This is a genomic window from Pantoea sp. FN0302 (genome assembly GCF_050113775.1).
GTDB classification, from domain to species: Bacteria; Pseudomonadota; Gammaproteobacteria; order Enterobacterales; family Enterobacteriaceae; genus Mixta; species Mixta alhagi.
Genome location: NZ_JBNJSM010000001.1, coordinates 1,520,503 through 1,538,073 on the forward strand (window position 1 = coordinate 1,520,503; position 17,571 = coordinate 1,538,073).

The 17,571-nt window shown below is 54.2% G+C and carries 18 protein-coding genes and 3 pseudogenes; 6 read left to right on the forward strand and 15 right to left on the reverse strand.

Annotation, left to right across the window (positions count from 1 at the left end):
- Window positions 1–13: 13 nt before the first annotated feature.
- Genes nagK through lolC form a run of 4 tightly spaced genes read right to left on the reverse strand, consistent with a single transcriptional unit; the run spans window position 14 to window position 4,082 of the window.
- Window positions 14–922 (reverse strand): N-acetylglucosamine kinase, encoded by a 909-nt coding sequence (gene nagK, locus ACQE32_RS07110; RefSeq protein WP_426973090.1) that lies wholly within the window; start codon window positions 920–922, stop codon window positions 14–16.
- A gap of 22 nt (window positions 923–944) precedes the next feature.
- Window positions 945–2,186 (reverse strand): lipoprotein-releasing ABC transporter permease subunit LolE, encoded by a 1,242-nt coding sequence (gene lolE, locus ACQE32_RS07115; protein ID WP_426973001.1) that lies wholly within the window; start codon window positions 2,184–2,186, stop codon window positions 945–947.
- On the reverse strand, window positions 2,186–2,890 hold the full coding sequence (gene lolD / locus ACQE32_RS07120) for a lipoprotein-releasing ABC transporter ATP-binding protein LolD (RefSeq protein WP_426973003.1): 705 nt from the start codon (window positions 2,888–2,890) through the stop codon (window positions 2,186–2,188). The genes lolE and lolD overlap by 1 nt, the downstream gene beginning before the upstream one ends.
- The gene (gene lolC, locus ACQE32_RS07125; protein WP_427021559.1) at window positions 2,883–4,082 is read right to left on the reverse strand and encodes a lipoprotein-releasing ABC transporter permease subunit LolC; all 1,200 of its coding nucleotides are present in this window, start codon (window positions 4,080–4,082) and stop codon (window positions 2,883–2,885) included. The genes lolD and lolC overlap by 8 nt, the downstream gene beginning before the upstream one ends.
- 246 nt (window positions 4,083–4,328) lie before the next feature.
- Between lolC and ACQE32_RS07130 the strand changes: the two genes are divergently transcribed.
- Together ACQE32_RS07130 and mfd are read left to right on the forward strand one after the other, a co-directional pair.
- Window positions 4,329–4,547 (forward strand): hypothetical protein, encoded by a 219-nt coding sequence (locus tag ACQE32_RS07130; RefSeq protein ID WP_426973007.1) that lies wholly within the window; start codon window positions 4,329–4,331, stop codon window positions 4,545–4,547.
- Between the two features lie 135 nt (window positions 4,548–4,682).
- Complete coding sequence (mfd, locus tag ACQE32_RS07135) at window positions 4,683–8,132, forward strand: transcription-repair coupling factor (RefSeq protein WP_426973008.1); 3,450 nt, start codon at window positions 4,683–4,685, stop codon at window positions 8,130–8,132.
- Window positions 8,133–8,678: 546 nt separating this feature from the next.
- Here mfd and ACQE32_RS07140 read toward each other — a convergent pair.
- The 3 genes and pseudogenes from ACQE32_RS07140 to ACQE32_RS07150 form a co-directional block, all read right to left on the reverse strand.
- The gene (locus ACQE32_RS07140) at window positions 8,679–8,921 is read right to left on the reverse strand and encodes a hypothetical protein (protein WP_427021560.1); all 243 of its coding nucleotides are present in this window, start codon (window positions 8,919–8,921) and stop codon (window positions 8,679–8,681) included.
- Window positions 8,918–9,238 (reverse strand): annotated as a pseudogene (locus ACQE32_RS07145) (VENN motif pre-toxin domain-containing protein); the annotation flags it as partial. The gene ACQE32_RS07140 and the pseudogene ACQE32_RS07145, both read right to left, overlap by 4 nt.
- Before the next feature lie 360 nt (window positions 9,239–9,598).
- Window positions 9,599–10,625, reverse strand: a pseudogene (locus tag ACQE32_RS07150) (VENN motif pre-toxin domain-containing protein); the annotation flags it as partial.
- A 332-nt stretch (window positions 10,626–10,957) separates the two neighbouring features.
- Here ACQE32_RS07150 and ACQE32_RS07155 point away from each other — a divergent pair.
- Entirely contained in the window at window positions 10,958–11,164 is a 207-nt protein-coding gene (locus tag ACQE32_RS07155) for a SymE family type I addiction module toxin (RefSeq protein WP_427021561.1), read from the forward strand.
- A gap of 53 nt (window positions 11,165–11,217) precedes the next feature.
- Here the strand turns inward: ACQE32_RS07155 and ACQE32_RS07160 are convergent, their stop codons facing one another.
- Both ACQE32_RS07160 and ACQE32_RS07165 read right to left on the reverse strand, forming a co-directional pair.
- Window positions 11,218–11,457: a hypothetical protein gene (locus ACQE32_RS07160; protein WP_427021562.1), complete on the reverse strand. Its 240-nt coding sequence runs from the start codon at window positions 11,455–11,457 to the stop codon at window positions 11,218–11,220.
- A gap of 262 nt (window positions 11,458–11,719) precedes the next feature.
- Entirely contained in the window at window positions 11,720–12,517 is a 798-nt protein-coding gene (locus ACQE32_RS07165) for a VENN motif pre-toxin domain-containing protein (RefSeq protein WP_427021563.1), read from the reverse strand.
- Window positions 12,518–12,523: 6 nt separating this feature from the next.
- Between ACQE32_RS07165 and ACQE32_RS07170 the strand changes: the two genes are divergently transcribed.
- On the forward strand, window positions 12,524–12,838 hold the full coding sequence (locus ACQE32_RS07170) for a hypothetical protein (protein WP_427021564.1): 315 nt from the start codon (window positions 12,524–12,526) through the stop codon (window positions 12,836–12,838).
- Window positions 12,839–12,900: 62 nt separating this feature from the next.
- Here the strand turns inward: ACQE32_RS07170 and ACQE32_RS07175 are convergent, their stop codons facing one another.
- Both ACQE32_RS07175 and ACQE32_RS07180 read right to left on the reverse strand, forming a co-directional pair.
- Window positions 12,901–13,374, reverse strand: coding sequence for an Imm42 family immunity protein (locus tag ACQE32_RS07175; RefSeq protein ID WP_427021565.1), 474 nt, complete (start codon window positions 13,372–13,374; stop codon window positions 12,901–12,903).
- Window positions 13,371–15,206, reverse strand: coding sequence for a VENN motif pre-toxin domain-containing protein (locus tag ACQE32_RS07180; RefSeq protein WP_427021566.1), 1,836 nt, complete (start codon window positions 15,204–15,206; stop codon window positions 13,371–13,373). The genes ACQE32_RS07175 and ACQE32_RS07180 overlap by 4 nt, the downstream gene beginning before the upstream one ends.
- 64 nt (window positions 15,207–15,270) lie before the next feature.
- Between ACQE32_RS07180 and ACQE32_RS07185 the strand changes: the two are divergent.
- Together ACQE32_RS07185 and ACQE32_RS07190 are read left to right on the forward strand one after the other, a co-directional pair.
- Window positions 15,271–15,465: pseudogene (locus tag ACQE32_RS07185) on the forward strand (transcriptional regulator); the annotation flags it as partial.
- Window positions 15,466–15,538: 73 nt separating this feature from the next.
- Window positions 15,539–15,751 carry a SymE family type I addiction module toxin gene (locus ACQE32_RS07190; RefSeq protein WP_426981176.1) on the forward strand — a complete coding sequence of 71 codons (213 nt, stop codon included), beginning with the start codon at window positions 15,539–15,541 and terminating at the stop codon, window positions 15,749–15,751.
- Between the two features lie 47 nt (window positions 15,752–15,798).
- Here the strand turns inward: ACQE32_RS07190 and ACQE32_RS07195 are convergent, their stop codons facing one another.
- The 4 genes from ACQE32_RS07195 to ACQE32_RS07210 all read right to left on the reverse strand — a co-directional run bounded on the left by ACQE32_RS07195 (window position 15,799) and on the right by ACQE32_RS07210 (window position 17,525).
- Window positions 15,799–16,017, reverse strand: a complete 219-nt coding sequence (locus tag ACQE32_RS07195) for a hypothetical protein (protein ID WP_426981175.1) — start codon at window positions 16,015–16,017, stop codon at window positions 15,799–15,801.
- Window positions 16,014–16,556, reverse strand: a complete 543-nt coding sequence (locus ACQE32_RS07200; protein WP_426981174.1) for a hypothetical protein — start codon at window positions 16,554–16,556, stop codon at window positions 16,014–16,016. The genes ACQE32_RS07195 and ACQE32_RS07200 overlap by 4 nt, the downstream gene beginning before the upstream one ends.
- 112 nt (window positions 16,557–16,668) lie before the next feature.
- Complete coding sequence (locus tag ACQE32_RS07205; RefSeq protein ID WP_426981173.1) at window positions 16,669–16,926, reverse strand: immunity protein; 258 nt, start codon at window positions 16,924–16,926, stop codon at window positions 16,669–16,671.
- Window positions 16,923–17,525 (reverse strand): hypothetical protein, encoded by a 603-nt coding sequence (locus ACQE32_RS07210; RefSeq protein ID WP_426981172.1) that lies wholly within the window; start codon window positions 17,523–17,525, stop codon window positions 16,923–16,925. Before ACQE32_RS07210 ends, ACQE32_RS07205 begins: the two co-directional genes overlap by 4 nt.
- Window positions 17,526–17,571: the final 46 nt, after the last annotated feature.

Sequence of the window (17,571 nt, forward strand, 5' to 3'; positions counted from 1 at the left end):
AAAAACTCCTTAATTACCTGAGATGCAGGAATGCGGCACCGCGCATTCCGCCCGCATCGCCATGACGCGCCTGTGCAAAGCGCGGCGGCTTCGCCCGCGGCAGCAGGTGCGGCTGCACCTGTTCTGCCAGCCCGTCATAGAGCGCTGCGAAATTAGACAATCCGCCACCCAGCACCACTAAATGCGGATCGAGCAGGGTAAGCAGATTGCCGAGACAAACCGCCAGCAGCGCACGAAAGCGCTCGGTATGCGCCTGCGCCTGTGGATCGCCCTGATAATAGCGTTCAATAATCACGGGCGCACTGAGCGTCTGCTGATAAAAGTGGTGAAACAGCCAGGAGAAACCCTGACCGGAAAGCAAGGTTTCAATGCAGCCGCGTTTACCGCAGCCGCACTGTCGCAGCGGAATATCCTGTCCCAGCAGCGCCAGCGCATCCACCGGCAGGCGCATATGCCCCGCTTCACCGGTGATAAAGCTGCGTCCTGAGACCGGCTTGCCGTCAACCACCAGCCCGCCGCCGACGCCGGTGCCGAGGATCAGCCCCAGCACGACCGGATAAGCGCGAAACGCCTCATCCCAGGCCTCGGAGAGCGCGAAACAGTTAGCGTCGTTATCGATGCGCACTTCACGTCCCAGCCGCTCGCTGAGATCGCGGCCAAGGCGTTGCCCCTGCGCCGCCGGCACGTTGGCGGTGAAGAGCGTGCCATCGTCGGGATTGGGCAGGCCCGGCACGCCTACGCCAACGCTGCCGCGCTGGCCGGTAATGGCATCCGCCTCCGCCGTCAGGCGGGTAAAACTCTCCAGCAGCTGCGCGTAGTCGTCACGCGGCGTCGGGACGCGCTTGCTCCATACCAGCTGGCGCTGCGCATCGTAAACGCCGAGGGCGATTTTGCTGCCGCCCATATCGAAACCGTAAAACATCGCTTTATCCGCCACGATAAACCTACTGCCCGCTTAACACGCGTGCCGGATCGATACGGCTGGCACGCCGCGCCGGATACCAGCTGGCCACCAGGCTCAAAACGATAGCGGTCGCCAGCACCGAAGCCACATCCAGCCAGTGCAGTTCTGAAGGCAGGAAATCAATAAAGTAGATATCGCCGGAGAGAAAATGATGTCCGGTCAGATGTTCAATTCCGCGCATCAGCGGCGTCAGGTACAGCGCGGCCAGCACGCCTGCCACCGCGCCGCTTACGCTGCCCAACAAACCGGCACGCAGCCCGTACCAGACAAAGATCGCGCGGATCAGACCATCCTTCGCCCCCAGCGTGCGCAGCACGGCGATATCGCTGCTTTTATCTTTCACCGCCATTACCAGCGTGGAAACAATATTAAAGCAGGCAACGCCAATCACCAGCACCATCGCCAGATACATAATGGCGCGGATCATCTGAATATCACGATACATATAACCGTAGGTGCCGATCCAGCTGCGGATATAAACGTAGGCCTTCGTTACCTCGCCCGCATCACGCACCAGCTTAACGGCGTTAAAAGGATCGTTCATTTTCAGCGCAATGCCGGTTACCTTGTCCGTCATATCGAGATATTTTTGCGCATCGGCCAGCGGCACCAGCGCCAGGCTATGATCGAGCATCCCGCTGAGCTGCAGGATGCCGCTGACCTGTAAGCGGATACGCTTGGGCTGCAGCAGCTTATTTTGCCCGTCGCTGTTGGGGATCATCACCGTCAGCCAGTCGCCCTGCCTGACACCTAACGATTTCGCCGCACCGCTGCCGATGATGATTTGCTGTTTACCGGCGCTAAAGCTGGCCCAGGCATTATTCTGCACAAACTGCGGTAGCGCGCTCAGGCGCTTTTCCTGCGCGGGGTCGACCCCTTTCACCTGAATCGCCTGTAGCTTCGCACCGCTTTCAATCAGACCGGTAAAGTTGATGTACGGCGCGGCGGCGGCGATGCCCGGCACCTGCTCCATACGCGGCAACAGCGACTGCCAGCCGGAAAGCGGGTCGTTAACCGGTTCGATTTCACCGTGCGGCACCACCGCCAGAATGCGATTATTCAGCTCGCGTTCAAAGCCATTCATCGCGCTCAGGCCAACGATTAACACTGCCACACCCAGCGCAATGCCCAGCGTGGAGATCACCGAAATCAGCGAAACCATGCCCCCACGCCGCCGTCCGCTGCTGAAGCGCGTCGCTAACAGTAAGGATAATGAAGCCATTACAGCGCTCCTGCCAGCGTGACCTGCTCGCTGAGCTGACCGTCACGCATTTCGCGCTGCGCGGGCAGCCGTTTCGCCAGGTGCAGATCGTGCGTCACCACCAGAAAAGCGGTGCCCTGACGCACGTTCAGCTCGCCCAGCAGATCGAAGATCGCATCGGCATTACGGGCATCCAGGTTGCCGGTCGGCTCATCGGCCATCACCAGGCGCGGGTTGTTGACCAACGCACGCGCAATGGCCACGCGCTGACGTTCACCGCCGGAAAGTTCAGCAGGACGATGCGCTGCACGCTTTTCCAGGCCCACCGCACGCAGCATTTCCAGCGCACGATCCTGCGCCTCCTGCTTGCTTTTTTTGCCAATCAGCAGCGGCATCGCCACGTTTTCCAGCGCGGTAAAATCGGGCAGAAGATGGTGAAACTGATAGATAAAGCCCAGCTCGCGGTTACGCAGCTCAGCTTTTTGCGCCGAAGACATACTGCTAAGCGCGCGGCCGTTGAACAGCACATCGCCGGAGGTAGGCGCATCCAGACCACCCAGCAGATGCAGCAGCGTACTTTTGCCGGAGCCGGAGCTGCCGACAATGGCCATCATTTCGCCGGGCCGCATGGTGAAACTGACGTCGCGTAACACGTCTGTCTGCACGCTCCCTTCCTGATAGCGTTTGCACAGTTGGTTACACTGTAACAGATTCAAATCACTCATAGCGTAAAGCCTCAGCAGGTTGTACGGCGGCAGCGCGCCAGGATGGATAAAGCGTCGACAACAGCGCCAGCGCCATCGCCGTCAGCGCAATGGCAATCACCTGCCAGAAAGAGATATCCACCGGCAATGCCGCGCCATCAAGAAACATACCGATAACCGGCATCAAATTATTAAGCTGACTGGCCAGCAGCACGCCCAGCAGCGTGCCGAGCAGCGCGCCGATAATGCCGGCGCTGGCACCCTGCACCATAAACACCAGCATAATCTGCCGCCGCGTCAGCCCCTGGGTTTGCAGGATCGCCACTTCGCCCTGCTTCTCCATGATCAGCAGGCCGAGCGAGGTAATGATGTTAAACGCCGCTACGGCGATAATCAGGCTCAGCAGCAGCCCCATCATGTTTTTTTCCATGCGCACCGCCTGGAACAGATCGCCTTTGCGATCGCGCCAGTCTTTCCATACCAGGCCCGCCGCCAGCGGCTGCTGACTGACGCTGTCCACTTCCAGCGGTTTATCCAGCCACAACCGCCAGCCGGTAATATTGCCCGCCGGATAACGCATTAACCGCGAGGCGTCCTGCTGGTTTACCAGCATCTGATAGCCGTCAACTTCGCTGTTGGCGGCAAAGGTGCCGATTACATTAAACAGGCGCTGGCTGGGCAGGCGGCCCATCGGGGTAAACTGGCTGGCGGACGGCACCATCAGACGCAGCTGCTCGCCGCGCTTCACGCCCAGCTGTGCAGCCAGTTGCTCGCCCAGGATCACGTTGTACTGCCCCGGCTGCAGCGCCTGCTGCTGTGCATTAACCAGATAAGGCGTCAGAGGATCGTTCTCATCAGGCTGCACGCCGAGCATCACGCCCACCGCCACGCTACGCGCGCTTTGCAGCACGACATCGCCAGTGGTTAATGGCGCGATACGCTGTACGCCCTGTAAATTCAGGCTGCTGGCGGGCTGTTGCTGCGGGTTGATTGAGCCTTTGTCGCTGGTGATCAGCGCCTGCGGCATCAGGCCAAGAATATTGCCTTCCAGCTCGCGCTCAAAACCGTTCATTACCGACAGAACGGTAACCAGCGCCAGCACGCCTAAGGTGATGCCGATAGTGGAAAGCCAGGAAACAAACCGACCAAAGCGGTCTGAGGCACGTCCGCGCATATAGCGCAAACCGATAAATAACGCGACAGGTTGATACATGAGATCCGTCTTATGCGTAGCAAAAAGCAAAAGTAGTCAGGATGATAAAGGAGCCGCTTGTTTTATGGAACCTTTACCCGTCCGAGTTAATGGTAAAGATGCATCAGAATTTTTCCGCTGCGCTCTGTTGCACAAAAAAGCCTCCTACGCTGAAGATTACCCTGCGCTAATCTGCACTATACTTGCCCTTGCTATTTAAAGGGTTAATGTAACTAATTAGCCGTGCCGCTGGCACCGGAGCCGCTTATGAGTAAGTATCTAAAAGGCAATATTGTCAAACATCAGTCTGGTGAAATTCGCGGTCAGGTGGTTACGGTTTTCGCACAGGGAAATTTTCCCGCCAGCTATCATGTTCAATGGGATGACGGCACCTGGAGTCTGCATGCGGAGAAAGAGCTGGAGTGGGCAAATAGCGATCGTCACGTTGTGAATGATGTGAATGATTTCTCGCCTCGCGCGCGCTAAAGCGCAACACCGCCAGTTAACGTTAAGGCTGAAGAGCGCCCGCCTGGCAAAAAGCCTGCCGCAGCAGATGATCCCCGCCGCGTTCTGTGGAATGATTATGCCCCTGAAATAAACAGAGAGAACGTCGAAACGACTATGCCTGAACAGATTCGCTATGCCCTGCCCGCTGCGGCAAACGATCAACGCCAGCTGGGACAGCTAACCGGCGCCGCCTGCGCCGTTGAATGTGCGGAAATCGCCGAGCGTCACCCGGGGCTGGTGATGCTGATTGCGCCTGATATGCAAACCTCGCTGCGCCTGCAGGATGAAATTCAACAGTTTACCCACCAGCCGGTTTTGAGCCTGGCCGACTGGGAAACTCTGCCCTTCGACAGCTTCTCTCCACATCAGGATATTATCTCTGCACGTCTGTCGACGCTTTATCGCCTGCCGACGCTGGAACGCGGCGTGCTGATCCTGCCGGTGACCACATTGATGCAGCGTTACTGCCCGCACGATTTCCTGCACGGTCATGCGCTGGTGATGCATAAAGGACAGCTGCTGTCACGCGACCGGCTGCGCGATCAGCTGGAACAGGCGGGCTATCGTCATGTCGATCAGGTCATGGAGCATGGCGAATATGCCACGCGCGGCGCGCTGCTCGATCTGTTCCCCATGGGCAGCGAACAGCCTTATCGCATCGACTTTTTCGATAATGAAATCGACAGCCTGCGGCTGTTTGACGTCGACAGCCAGCGCACGCTGGAAGAGGTGGAGGCAATTAACCTGCTGCCCGCCCATGAGTTTCCCACTGATAAAGCCGCCATTGAGCTGTTCCGCAGCCAGTGGCGGGAACATTTCGATGTGCGCCGCGAGCCGGAACATATCTATCAGCAGGTGAGCAAAGGCACCCTGCCCGCCGGGATCGAATACTGGCAGCCGCTGTTTTTTGAACAGCCGCTGGTGCCGCTGTTCAGCTATCTGCCGCGCGATACGCTGGTGGTCAGCACCGGCGATCTGGAAGCCAGCGCGGAACGCTTCTGGCAGGATATCATGGCGCGTTTTGAAAACCGCCGCGTAGACCCGATGCGCCCATTACTGCCGCCGGAATCGCTGTGGTTGCGTACTGATGGCCTGTTTGCAGAATTAAAACAGTGGCCGCGCATTCGTATGAGCAGCGAGGCGTTGCCCGATAAAGCGGCCAACACCAACCTGGATTATCAGCCGCTGCCGCCGCTGGCGATAGAGCCTCAGGCCAAAGCGCCGCTGGATAACCTGCGCCATTTCCTTGAGGCGTTCGATGGTGCGGTGATCTTCTCGGTGGAAAGCGAAGGTCGCCGCGAGGCGTTACAGGAGCTGCTGGCACGCATCAAGCTACAGCCGAAGGTGATTCAGCGCCTGAGCGAAGCCGTTGCCCCGGGCCGTTATCTGATCATCGGCGCCAGCGAGCGCGGCTTTGTTGATAATCTGCGCCAGCGCGCCCTGATCTGCGAAGGCGATTTGCTGGGTGAGCGCGTGACGCGTCGTCGTCAGGATACCCGCCGCACCATTAATCCCGATGTGCTGATCCGCAACCTGGCAGAGCTGCATCCCGGCCAGCCGGTGGTACATCTGGAGCATGGCGTAGGGCGCTATATCGGCATGACCACGCTGGAAGCGGGCGGCATCAAGGCGGAGTACCTGATGCTGGCCTACGCCAATGACGCCAAGCTGTACGTGCCGGTCTCTTCGCTGCATCTGATCAGCCGTTACGCTGGCGGTGCTGATGAAAATGCGCCGCTGCATAAGCTGGGCAGCGATGCCTGGTCACGGGCACGTCAGAAGGCGGCAGAGAAAGTGCGCGATGTGGCGGCAGAGCTATTAGATATTTATGCACAGCGCGCCGCTAAGGCGGGCTACGCCTTTAAATACGATCGTGAGCAGTACCAAATGTTCTGCGACAGCTTCCCATTTGAAACCACGCCGGACCAGGCCCAGGCGATCCATGCTGTATTGAGCGATATGTGTCAGCCGCTGGCGATGGATCGTCTGGTGTGCGGTGATGTGGGCTTTGGTAAAACCGAAGTGGCGATGCGCGCGGCGTTTCTGGCGGTAGAGAATAACAAACAGGTGGCGGTGCTGGTGCCGACTACCCTGCTTGCCCAGCAGCACTATGATAATTTCCGCGACCGTTTCGCAAACTGGCCGGTGCGCATCGAAATGCTTTCCCGCTTCCGCAGCGCCAAAGAACAGGCGCAGATACTGGAGCAGGCCAGCGACGGTAAAATAGATATTTTAATCGGCACCCATAAGCTGCTGATGAGCGATTTGAAGTGGCACGATCTGGGGCTGCTGATAGTCGATGAGGAACACCGCTTCGGCGTACGCCATAAAGAGCGTATTAAAGCGATGCGTGCAGATGTCGATATTCTGACATTAACCGCCACGCCGATCCCGCGAACGCTGAATATGGCGATGAGCGGCATGCGCGATTTGTCGATTATCGCTACGCCGCCCGCGCGTCGCCTGGCGGTGAAAACATTTGTTCGGGAATATGACAGCCTGGTGGTGCGCGAGGCGATCCTGCGCGAAGTGCTGCGCGGCGGCCAGGTTTATTACCTGTATAACGATGTGGAAAATATCGAAAAAGCGGCCCAGCGGCTGGCAGATTTAGTGCCGGAAGCGCGCATCGCCATTGGTCACGGGCAGATGCGCGAGCGCGATCTGGAGCGGGTGATGAATGATTTCCATCATCAACGCTTTAACGTACTGGTCTGTACCACCATTATCGAAACCGGTATCGATATCCCTACCGCCAATACCATTATCATTGAGCGCGCCGATCACTTTGGCCTGGCGCAGCTGCACCAGCTACGCGGACGCGTAGGCCGTTCACATCACCAGGCCTATGCATGGCTGCTGACGCCGCCGCCGAAAGCGATGACTACCGATGCGCATAAACGCCTGGAGGCGATCGCCTCGCTGGAGGATCTGGGCGCAGGCTTCGCGCTGGCCACCCACGATTTAGAAATCCGTGGCGCAGGCGAGCTGCTGGGGGAGGATCAGAGCGGCCAGATGGAAACTATCGGCTTCTCCCTCTATATGGAGCTGCTGGAAAATGCCGTGGATGCGTTGAAAGAGGGTCGCGAGCCTTCGCTGGAAGATCTAACCAGCAATCAGACCGATATCGAACTGCGTATGCCAGCGCTGCTGCCTGATGATTTTATTCCTGATGTCAGTACCCGGCTCTCTTTTTACAAGCGTATCGCCAGCGCTGGCGATCGCCGCGAGCTGGACGATCTGAAGGTGGAGTTGATCGATCGCTTTGGCAACCTTCCCGATGCGGCTCGCCACCTGCTGGATATTGCCGCGCTACGGCTGGAGGCACGGCAGCTGGGCGTCAAACGCATCGAGGCCAGCGAAAAAGGTGGTTTTATCGAATTTGCCGAGAAAAACTGCGTCGATCCCACCTGGTTGATTGGCCTGCTGCAAAAAGATCCGCAGCAGTGGCGGCTGGAAGGGCCAACCCGCCTGAAATTTACCCGTGAATTAGCCGAGCGTAAACTGCGGATGGCATGGATCCGGGAGTTAATGGAGCAGATGCAAGCGCATACGCTAGCGAGCTGAGTGGAAAATAACGTTTAACGGGGCCAAAATGGCCCCGTTAAACGTTGGCTCGCGCTAAAGCAAACAGGTAGATAGCAAGCCGCTGAGGGCAGGTTATAGCTATTGCCTTAATTAGTCGCTTTCGGCAGCCATCACCATGCGAATAATGCCAGCAGCCTGGCTTTTCGGTAATGAGAGTATGTTATTCCATAAATCTATTACCATGTCGCACGCCACTTTCTCTTTACCTAATCCCCTGCGTGGATCATCTAAAATCTCCAGGTCCTGACCATATTTTGGTATCATTTTTTGTATTATCTCACGCAGATTAATCAACTTTATCTGACGCCACTACTAATAACTTCAGAAATCACCATCGCTTCAGACAGAACTCCGCCGGGCAATGTGTTCGCATCGTAGCTATAGTTATTTCACTGATATTGGTGTTTCGACGCTACAGGCTTCTTTTATTGCCGCCTGTGGTATCGAACCTGTCCAGACCGGACAGCGATTTATTCTCAACGACAACCCCAACTATTGAGGATGAAGTTTTACCTTATCTTCGTTCTAAAACCTTTTTAGTTTAAATAATCTGGCAATAACAAAAACCACACCAGTGAAAGTACCAATCACACAACCATTTTTAATGGTTTTGAATATACCGGCTTTTTTCAAATCGAAAGATCCTGTTAGGATCAAAACTAAAACGTCTGTAGACAAGGCTATACACAGGGAATTAACAGTAACCCCCAGTATACAGGCGACAAATAGAATCAGCAGGTTTGATATTTTCTCATTGAAGGGTTTCATTTCAATTTGTCCTCAATGATTGGTTCAAGTTTTTTCCCGCCATACTCGGAAGAGAAAGATGCTCCTATGTCACCAAAACTGCCTGGAATGTTACTCGGTGTTACTTCTTTTGAGATACCAAAATCACCTTTAATCTCAGCATATTTTTGCAGAACAGGATTAAACTTCGGATCTCAGCCACCTTTCCACCAATTTGCTCCAGCATTAACACCCCATGAGAGTCCTTTACCAATGCCGTAGCCAATACCTGAACCGGTGCCATTTATAAGCGCACCAGACAGTGGATCTTTGTCATCAATCCAGTTACCCAGCGCCCCTGAACCTGGACATTGTTCCAGAAACCTGTGCCAAAGCCATCCAGACCATTAAGATGATTATTGTCAACATCAATCCCAGCCACAAAGGCTGGGATCATTTCAGTAAAATTTAAAAACCTTTAACTTTAAATAGGCGTAATAACACTATACCTAATCCCAATATCCCCCTCCAACACCACCGATCTTTACTCCTTGTAAAAAATCATTCCATGTTAATCCAAACTCGTCTGTTAAAACCCACAAAATCGTGACAAAAAACAGTTGTACCAATAATCCAGCGATAATTACAGATAATATGCAAGTAAAAAAATATACAAAAACTTACAATAAGTTCTCTTTTTAAAACATCAAGCGGGGGGTTCATTTGCTGACCTTATCAATAATCTTCTGAGCCTCAGCACTGCCATATTCGGAACTTAAGGAACCTGTGACGTTTCCTATCGCCTCAGGAATCTTACTCGGTACCATTTCTTTGGAGATACCTAACTGCCCTTTGACTTCAGTATATTTCAGTAAATCAGGATTAAATTTAGGATTCCAGCCCCCGGTAATCAACTTACTGGCTGTATTTACAATAGGTTTCGCCACATAATTACCAATTCCATATCCAGCCAAAGCCCCTGCGCCATTTGTAATTGCCCCTGTGAGGGGATCGTCTTTGTTTATGGCATTGCTCAAAAGCTCCGCCCGCAGAATTCCAGGCAACCGTACCTTTCCAGCCCTGCCCCATAGTGATGACGTTAACCCAGCCAGCGATAACAGAGTTAACCGGATTGACCTCCCCGGTGGTTGCATATTGTATCCCCATATTCGATCCGGCTCCTAACGCCCACATCGCAGCCTGTTCTGCCGTTAAGGCACCAACCCCTACTGTACTGGCTACTCCTGCTGATACAATCGCATTACCCTTCGCTATATCGCCCGCCACTTTCGCTTTATCCTCTGTTGTTGCATCAGGTGTTTTCCCTAACCAGAACCCCAGATCTGAACCGGCTGCCGCGCCCAGCGCATTACCCTTCGCTATATCGCCAGCCACTTTCGCTTTATCCTCTGCTGTTGCGTCCGGTGTTTTCCCTAACCAGAACCCCAGATCTGAACCGGCTGCCGCGCCCAGCGCATTATTCTCAACCGCATTCTTCCCGGTCTGCGCCCCGGCCACCGCACTGGCGGTATTCCCGCCCGCCAGCCCCGCCGCCAGCGTACCCAGCGCGCTTATCGTCTGCTTCTCCGTTTCCGTCAGCTCACCGACTTCCTTACCCGGATACAGCTGCTTCATCACCACCTGCGCCATCAGCTCGCCGCTTACCGCCTGCGCCAGGTTGCCGCCCGCCAGCCCCTGCATCGCCGCCGTTACCGCCTGTATCGCCTGCTGCACCCTGCCGCCCGTGCTCTGCCCGTTTTCTCTGTACGCCTGAGTATAGTAGTCCTGATACAGCTGGCCGCTGATATATTCAGCCGTCGCCGTCCTGCCCGGATGGGCTTTCTCCCACGCCGCTTTCGCCGCCCCCCTCTCCGCCTCTGTCGCTGACGCCAGCCTTTCATTCGCCTGCTTCGTCGCCGCGATTTTCTCCTGCGTCCGCGCGATATCTGCCGCCTGGCTGCCGATTTCACCGATGAGCTGCGCTTCCTTCAGCCGCTGCTGCTCTTTCTCCCGGTCGAAGATTTGCTCCAGCCCCGGATTCGCCTTCTCCACGTCACGGCTCAGCCGATACGTTGATTATGGCTGCGCAACATCATAAGCCAGAGGCACCCACAACCCGCCATTACACCGTGGGCTATATCCGGAATCAACGGAAGTTTGAGGCATCGCCCTCCATCACCCTGAAGGGCCGATGGATGGCGGCGCTGGGGTTTGAAACCGGGCAGACGATCGAGGCGATCGCCGGGCCGGGGCAGCTGATCATCCGGCTGGCTGAGGGCGGTTAACTATCTGGTACATATAGTAAAATCCCAACCGAGAGGGTTGGGATTTTATATGGTTAAGATATTTTCAGTTCTTCTGTTGCTTCCGTTAATATATGTAAAAAACTACTTAGATTAAATTTCATCGCGTTTTTTTCAGCTAATATTCTGGCATCTGAGAAAAACTCGATCTCAATATTATCAGGGCCTTTGTCCTTGTTTAGTTGACAAAGTATCTGCCCCTTGTAAGAGATTTCTGCTGTAATTTCTTCATAGCTGGAATCACTGAAAAAAGTTATTTCAAAATCATCATTCATATTTTTATCTCGGCTTTTTAGGATCTAAGAAACCAGAAAAAGAACCATCTGAGTTGTAGCGAACTCCTCTACCATCAGGAAGCCTGTATTCTACTCCGCCTCTGGAAAGGTCCGTTTTTATAGTATTTTTGTTATTTAAAACCTCATTTACAAACTGATTTGCTGCTTCGCTTTTTTGAGTTGGGTTTCCTTTTAATGGTTCAAAAACCCCTCCAGGCCTACCAGCATGTTTTTCCCATGCTCTGGCTGCCGCTGATAAACCTTATTCGTTAATTGGTTCATTGGCTGAAGAAATAAGATCATCTTTATTGAAACGATCAAAGTTATTGTTTTGATTGTTTCCCTTATCCCGCGCATTCTCTTCATCCTGTGGTTCCCAGCCGCCCGGCGTTCCCGATCCGGCACCGCCCAGCTCCGCCTTCTCCGCCTCACTCAGCTCTTTCGCCACGTTCGGATCGCGTGCTTTTGCGGCCTCATCGCGCGCTTCCACGATGGACGGGCCGTCTGTAAAGGGCGGCGTTTCCTCAACGCTGCCGTCCGGTTTCGTCATCACGCAGACTGACGCACCGTTGCATCCGTTGCCCGGATTCACCTCACCATTACCGCCAGCAGGCGGCGCAACGGGGACAACCGGCGCGGCAGGGAGCAGGAAGTTATTCTCAACCGCGTTCTTCCCGGCCTGCGCACCGGTGATTGCCGCTGCCGTGCTGTCACCAGCCAGGCCGCCGGCAAGGCCCGCCGCCAGCGTGCCCAGCGCGCTGATCTTCTGCTTTTCCGTCTCCGTCAGGTCATCCACTTCCTTACCCGGATACAGCTGCTTCATCACCACCCGCGCCATCAGCTCGCCGCTCACCGCTCCCGCTGCTCCCGCCAGCGCGCTGTTGCCTGACGCATACGACGCTACCGCCCCGACAACCGCATGGGCCATCGCCTTCGCCTCCTGATTGCCCTCCGTCAGCTTATGTATCTGCTCTGCCAGATACGGCGCGGCCGCACCGCTTATCGCTTGCGCCATATTACCGCCCGCCAGTCCCTGCACCGCCGCTGTGGCCGCCTGCATCCCCTGTTGCAGCGCACTTCTCGTGCCGTAAGGCGCCATCGCCGTATTATAAGCCTGCTGCATTATCTCACTGGCGGCAGGATTCAGGTTGCCTTTCCCGGCCAGCGCTTCTCCCGCCGCCGCCAGCGCCGCCGGGTCCGTTTTCGCCTTCAGCCCTTCGAGTTCGCCCTGCGTCCTCGCGATATCCGCTGCCTGGCTGCCGATTTCCCCGATGAGCTGCGCCTCCTTCAGCCGCTCCTGCTCCTGCTCCTTATCAAATATCTGATCAAGGTCATCGCCGGGCCGGGCCAGTTGATCATCCGGCTGGCCGACAGGAAGTAGCTGAAAGGATTAAAGTAGAATCCCGGCCATCTGGCCGGGATTTAAATTACTGCATATGCAGGTTAATTTATTTTTGTAATTATAATATCGTTAATTTTTTCCATAATTAACGTGTCTGCCAAAGGCAATGCCCTGATCAATTTCTCTATCGTCCCTCTTGGGTAACGATTCTCGGCAAAACTATTTTCGAAATCTAAGGTATAGATTAGACGATCTTCATTCCCGTCAAATCCTAACCAAAAATTACATCCGTAATCATATAATTCCGCAACATTTAATGGTATTAACTTTTCAGGTGTTCCTTCAGAAAAATCCATTTTCCCTATAGACATATTACCAATATCTTCATTGATTTCTTTAAGTCCTGCTTCCAAGCTTTCTTTCAATGAAGATATCACAATATAAAGATCGACTGTCACTCCTTTCCCAGGAATTAATAAATCATTAATAATAAAATTAAAAATTCCGCTAGGAGAGCATAAAACATCTACCTGCTCCACTTGTATAGCAATTTGATAAGGATCACCAATTATCATTTAATTTTCCAACCTTCTTGCTTGCGTAATTGGGCTTTGGTTTTATTATCTAACTGCATCGGATTTTTTGAATCACCAGTACTTCCAGACCAATGATAGGTTCCCGTGTTATCAGGAAAATAACGATGAATAGAACCATCGGCCCCCATACTATAACGAGCTTTATTCCCATCAATTGATACTGAATTTCCAAATAACTCTAAGGAATTTTTTGGTTCAACACCTGCATTGGGCCTAAAACCCTGAGCGCCAGGAGTATGTTTAGTATTTGATTCAACTTTTAATCCATTGCTTGCAACGGTAGGTTCAGGGATAGGTAGTCTGTTATCTCTACCTTCTGCCAAATAAGCCAAATCATCCTTATTCGGCCCATCCGGGATCGGTGTTACTGTGGTATTTCCGCCCGTATCCGGCACACCTTCCGTATTCCCGGTATTCTCCGCTTTCTGATCGCCTGACTGATCCGGCGTGATCAGCGTTGTGCCTTTATTCTCATCCTGAGCCGGACTAACCAGTTTCCCGCCTGTCAGATCGTCATTCACCGGCACGGTTTCGGTTTTACTGCCTGCTCCATTCGCGTGTTGATGGCTCTGAGCCGCAACCACCGCCATCAGCACACAGGCATCATTTGCCAGGCAGCTTGCGCTCAGTCCTTCCTTCACGGCTTTCGTCAGCGCCAGCGCCGCCTGCTCGTTCGCGCCGCCTTTGCCCGCTTCGGCCATTGCCGCCGAATTCAGCGTCTCCTGCGCCAGCATCTGCTGCAACATGCCCATGCCAACCATATTATTGCTGATTTCGTTCTGGCCTGCCTGCGCCCCGGCTACGGCATCCGCCGCGCTGTCTCCTGCCAGGCCGCCCGCAAGACCCGCTGCGACCGTTCCCAGCGCGACCAGCGTCTGTTTCTGCTCCTCGCTCAGCTGGCTGACCGGCACATCACCGTACAGCGCGGTTTTGATGGCTTCGCCCATTGCCGCCGTGGTCGCAGCACCCGCTGCACCTGCCGCCGCTGAGTTACCCTGCGCTGCTGCTATCACCCCGGCTACCGCAGCATGTGCCATTACCCGACTGGCTTCATCCGGCGCGTACTGTTTGATGACTTCTGCCAGATACGGTGCTGCCGCGCCGCTCACCGCCTGGGCGATATTTCCGCCCGCAAGCCCCTGCACCGCCGCTGTCGCTGCCTGAATACCCTGCTGGATGGCGCTTCCCGTACCGTACTTCGCCATTTCGGCTTTGTAGGTGTCGGTCTTACGCAGCTCTTCCGCGCTCAGGCCGGGATGCTTTTTCTTCGCTTCTTCCAGTCCGTTGATATCGCCCTGCGTCCTCGCGATATCCGCTGCCTGGCTGCCGATTTCCCCGATGAGCTGCGCCTGCTGCTGTCGCCGCTGTTCCTTCTCCTTACTGAAGATTTTTTCCAGCCCCGGGTTCGCTCCCGCCGTGTCACGCCTCAGCGCCGTCACGTCCTGCTGCTGCTTTGCCTGGTCACGTATCACGAGGCGGCCTTCACCTACCGCCGCTTTCGTCACCGAGTCCGCGCGGCCGCTGCTGTTCAGCCCCGCCAGCATCCCGTTCGCCAGATTTCCGGCAAACTGACTGCCAATGCTGCCCCCGGTGCTGAGGCCCACGCTCTGATGCTGCGTCTTATAGTCTGCGTGATTATGAATGTCGCTGAAGCCCAGCGTGCCGGTGTCCAGTTTGTTCAGGCTGCCGTCTGCCGTCGAGGCCATCACCGCCCCGTCCAGCTGCGTGTGCTGGCCGGTGAGGATATCAAAGCCGCCTTTCCCGGCAAAGACGCCCGTCTGCGCCGCCACGCTCTGCCAGCGGCTGTGCATGTTGTCACGGCTCAGGTTCACGCTGGCCGAGACGGTCATTGAGCCAAAGGTAAAGCTGCCGCCCGCGCTCTGCTGCCTGCTGGCACAGATCCTGAACCTGTCGCTGGATGAACTGCTGGGCCTGCCTGTCAGAAGAACATCGAAGCGTGGCCCGGCATCACGACTGGAGCAACAGATCGACGCGATCCGGCCGATGCCGATGACGAAGCAGAAGTTTGTGACGGAGATGCTGGATAACGTGACAGGTAAAACAGAGTAGTTAACAGACGCGGAACTGAGGTGCTGGAACACCCCAGCCCGCTGACCACAACCAACTAACAGGAGTAGTTGATATGGCTGCGCAACATCATAAGCCAGAGACCCGCACACCCACAACCTGCCGTTACACCGTGGGCTATATCCGGGATCAGCGGAAGTTTGAAGCATCGCCGTCCATTACTCTCAAGGGCCGCTGGATGACGACGCTGGGTTTTGAGACCGGGCAGAAGATCGAGGTGATCGCCGGGCCGGGCCAGTTGATCATCCGGCTGGCCGGTGAGGAGTAGCGGACTGGTTTAAAGTAAAATCCCGCCGGTAAAGGGCGGGATTTTAATTATTTCAGATTTTTATTGGCTTGTTCAAGTAAGTTAGTGAACTCATTAAAGTCAAAGTTCCAACCTTGAGCGTTTGGACAATTAAAAATTTCGATCCGCATTTCTTCATCCGGCTCATTAGATATTTCTGCAACTTGATCTGTATCCAAATAGATTTCGTAAACAACATTTTCTCTATCTGACAAGCTTGCTAGCTGCGCATGAAGTTTATTTTTCATTTTGGTGGCTCCAAAAACCCTATCAATTTTCCTTGGGCATCATAGCGAAGCCCTTGCCCATTGGATGAGAATATATCTGTTACTTGACCATAACGCCCTGTATTGCTTTGAATGATGGTCTTATTAGGATCGTTTAAGATTCTATCGACTATTTTCTGTCCTTGCTCATTTATTGATGATGGGTTGCCTTTAGCTGATGGGAAAGCACTTCCAGGGCGGCTACCATGTTTTTGAAGTGCCCTGCCAGCCAGTGTTAAGTCACCTTTTTTCGAAGCTGGATCAATATGCTTCGCTCCATTAGATAATTCATCAACAGACCACTTTCCAATATTGTTAGAAGCATCTGACGATGTGCTCTTCCGCCCATTCTCCTCGTCCTGCGGCTCCCAGCCGCCCGGCGTTCCCGATCCGGCACCGCCCAGCTCCTTCGCCACGTTCGGATCGCGTGCTTTTGCGGCCTCATCGCGCGCTTCCACGATGGACGGTCCGTCGGTAATCGGCGGCGTCTCCTCAACGCTGCCGTCCGGTTTGGTCATCACGCAGACTGATGCCCCGTTGCATCCGTTGCCCGGTTTCACCTCACCATTACCGCCAGCAGGCGGCGCAACGGGGACAACCGGCGCGGCAGGGAGCAGGAAGTTATTCTCAACATCAGTCTAAATGTGATGTTTTATTTTCTTTAAGCTTAGACAATATCCATATGCCTGTACCAACAGGTATGCCTGTTATCAACCCCTTTTTTATTGAGAAAAGCACGTCATCTTGCCAACCAAAAATGAAAGCTCCACTTTTCAAATAGACCAAAAAGGAAGCACACAGGCATCCAGATAAAACGACTAAGGTCATAATAGTGACGAAGGATAATAATAAGATCAACAGCGTTGTTAATCCATAATTACTCTGTTTCATTTATTATCCCCTGCTTCTTTCAGCTTGCTTTCAGTTTTACTGCCGGTTATTTCACTGGCGATCGAACCACCAATAGCTCCCACCATGCCAGCTGTTTTATCTGATACTAGAGGATAGTATTTGTTTCCAATTTCTACTGATTTACCGCCAGCAGAACCTATAGCCGTACCAAAACCCGCGCCGATCACAGCCGGAAGCGCATCTTTTCCCTGTATTTTAGCCCCCGCATACGCTCCAGTAATACTTGCCACTTCAGTGAACCAGAACCCTTTACCCTGCGTTAATCCACTTATACCTGTGGCTATAAGTGCATCTGTGGCACTGAATGGCCCGTCACCATTCAGCTGATTAAATATGTTCGCTGAACCACCAATTGCACCCGCGCCGATAACACTTCCCGCCGTTGCTGTAGCAGGCAAAAGAACAGGTGCCACAACTGTAGTTGCACCTGCACCCCATGCCGTTAATAAACCGGTTGCAGCATTCTGTCCGGCAGGCAAATCACCTTTCACCAGCTTATCAGAGGCATATTTAATTTCTTCAGGTGTCGCCGGATTGAGCACTTTGCCAGTTTCATCAATAAGATTGGTATTAGTCATCAGCGATCCCTGAGCCTGAACATTATTCAGGAAACCGGTGCCAAAG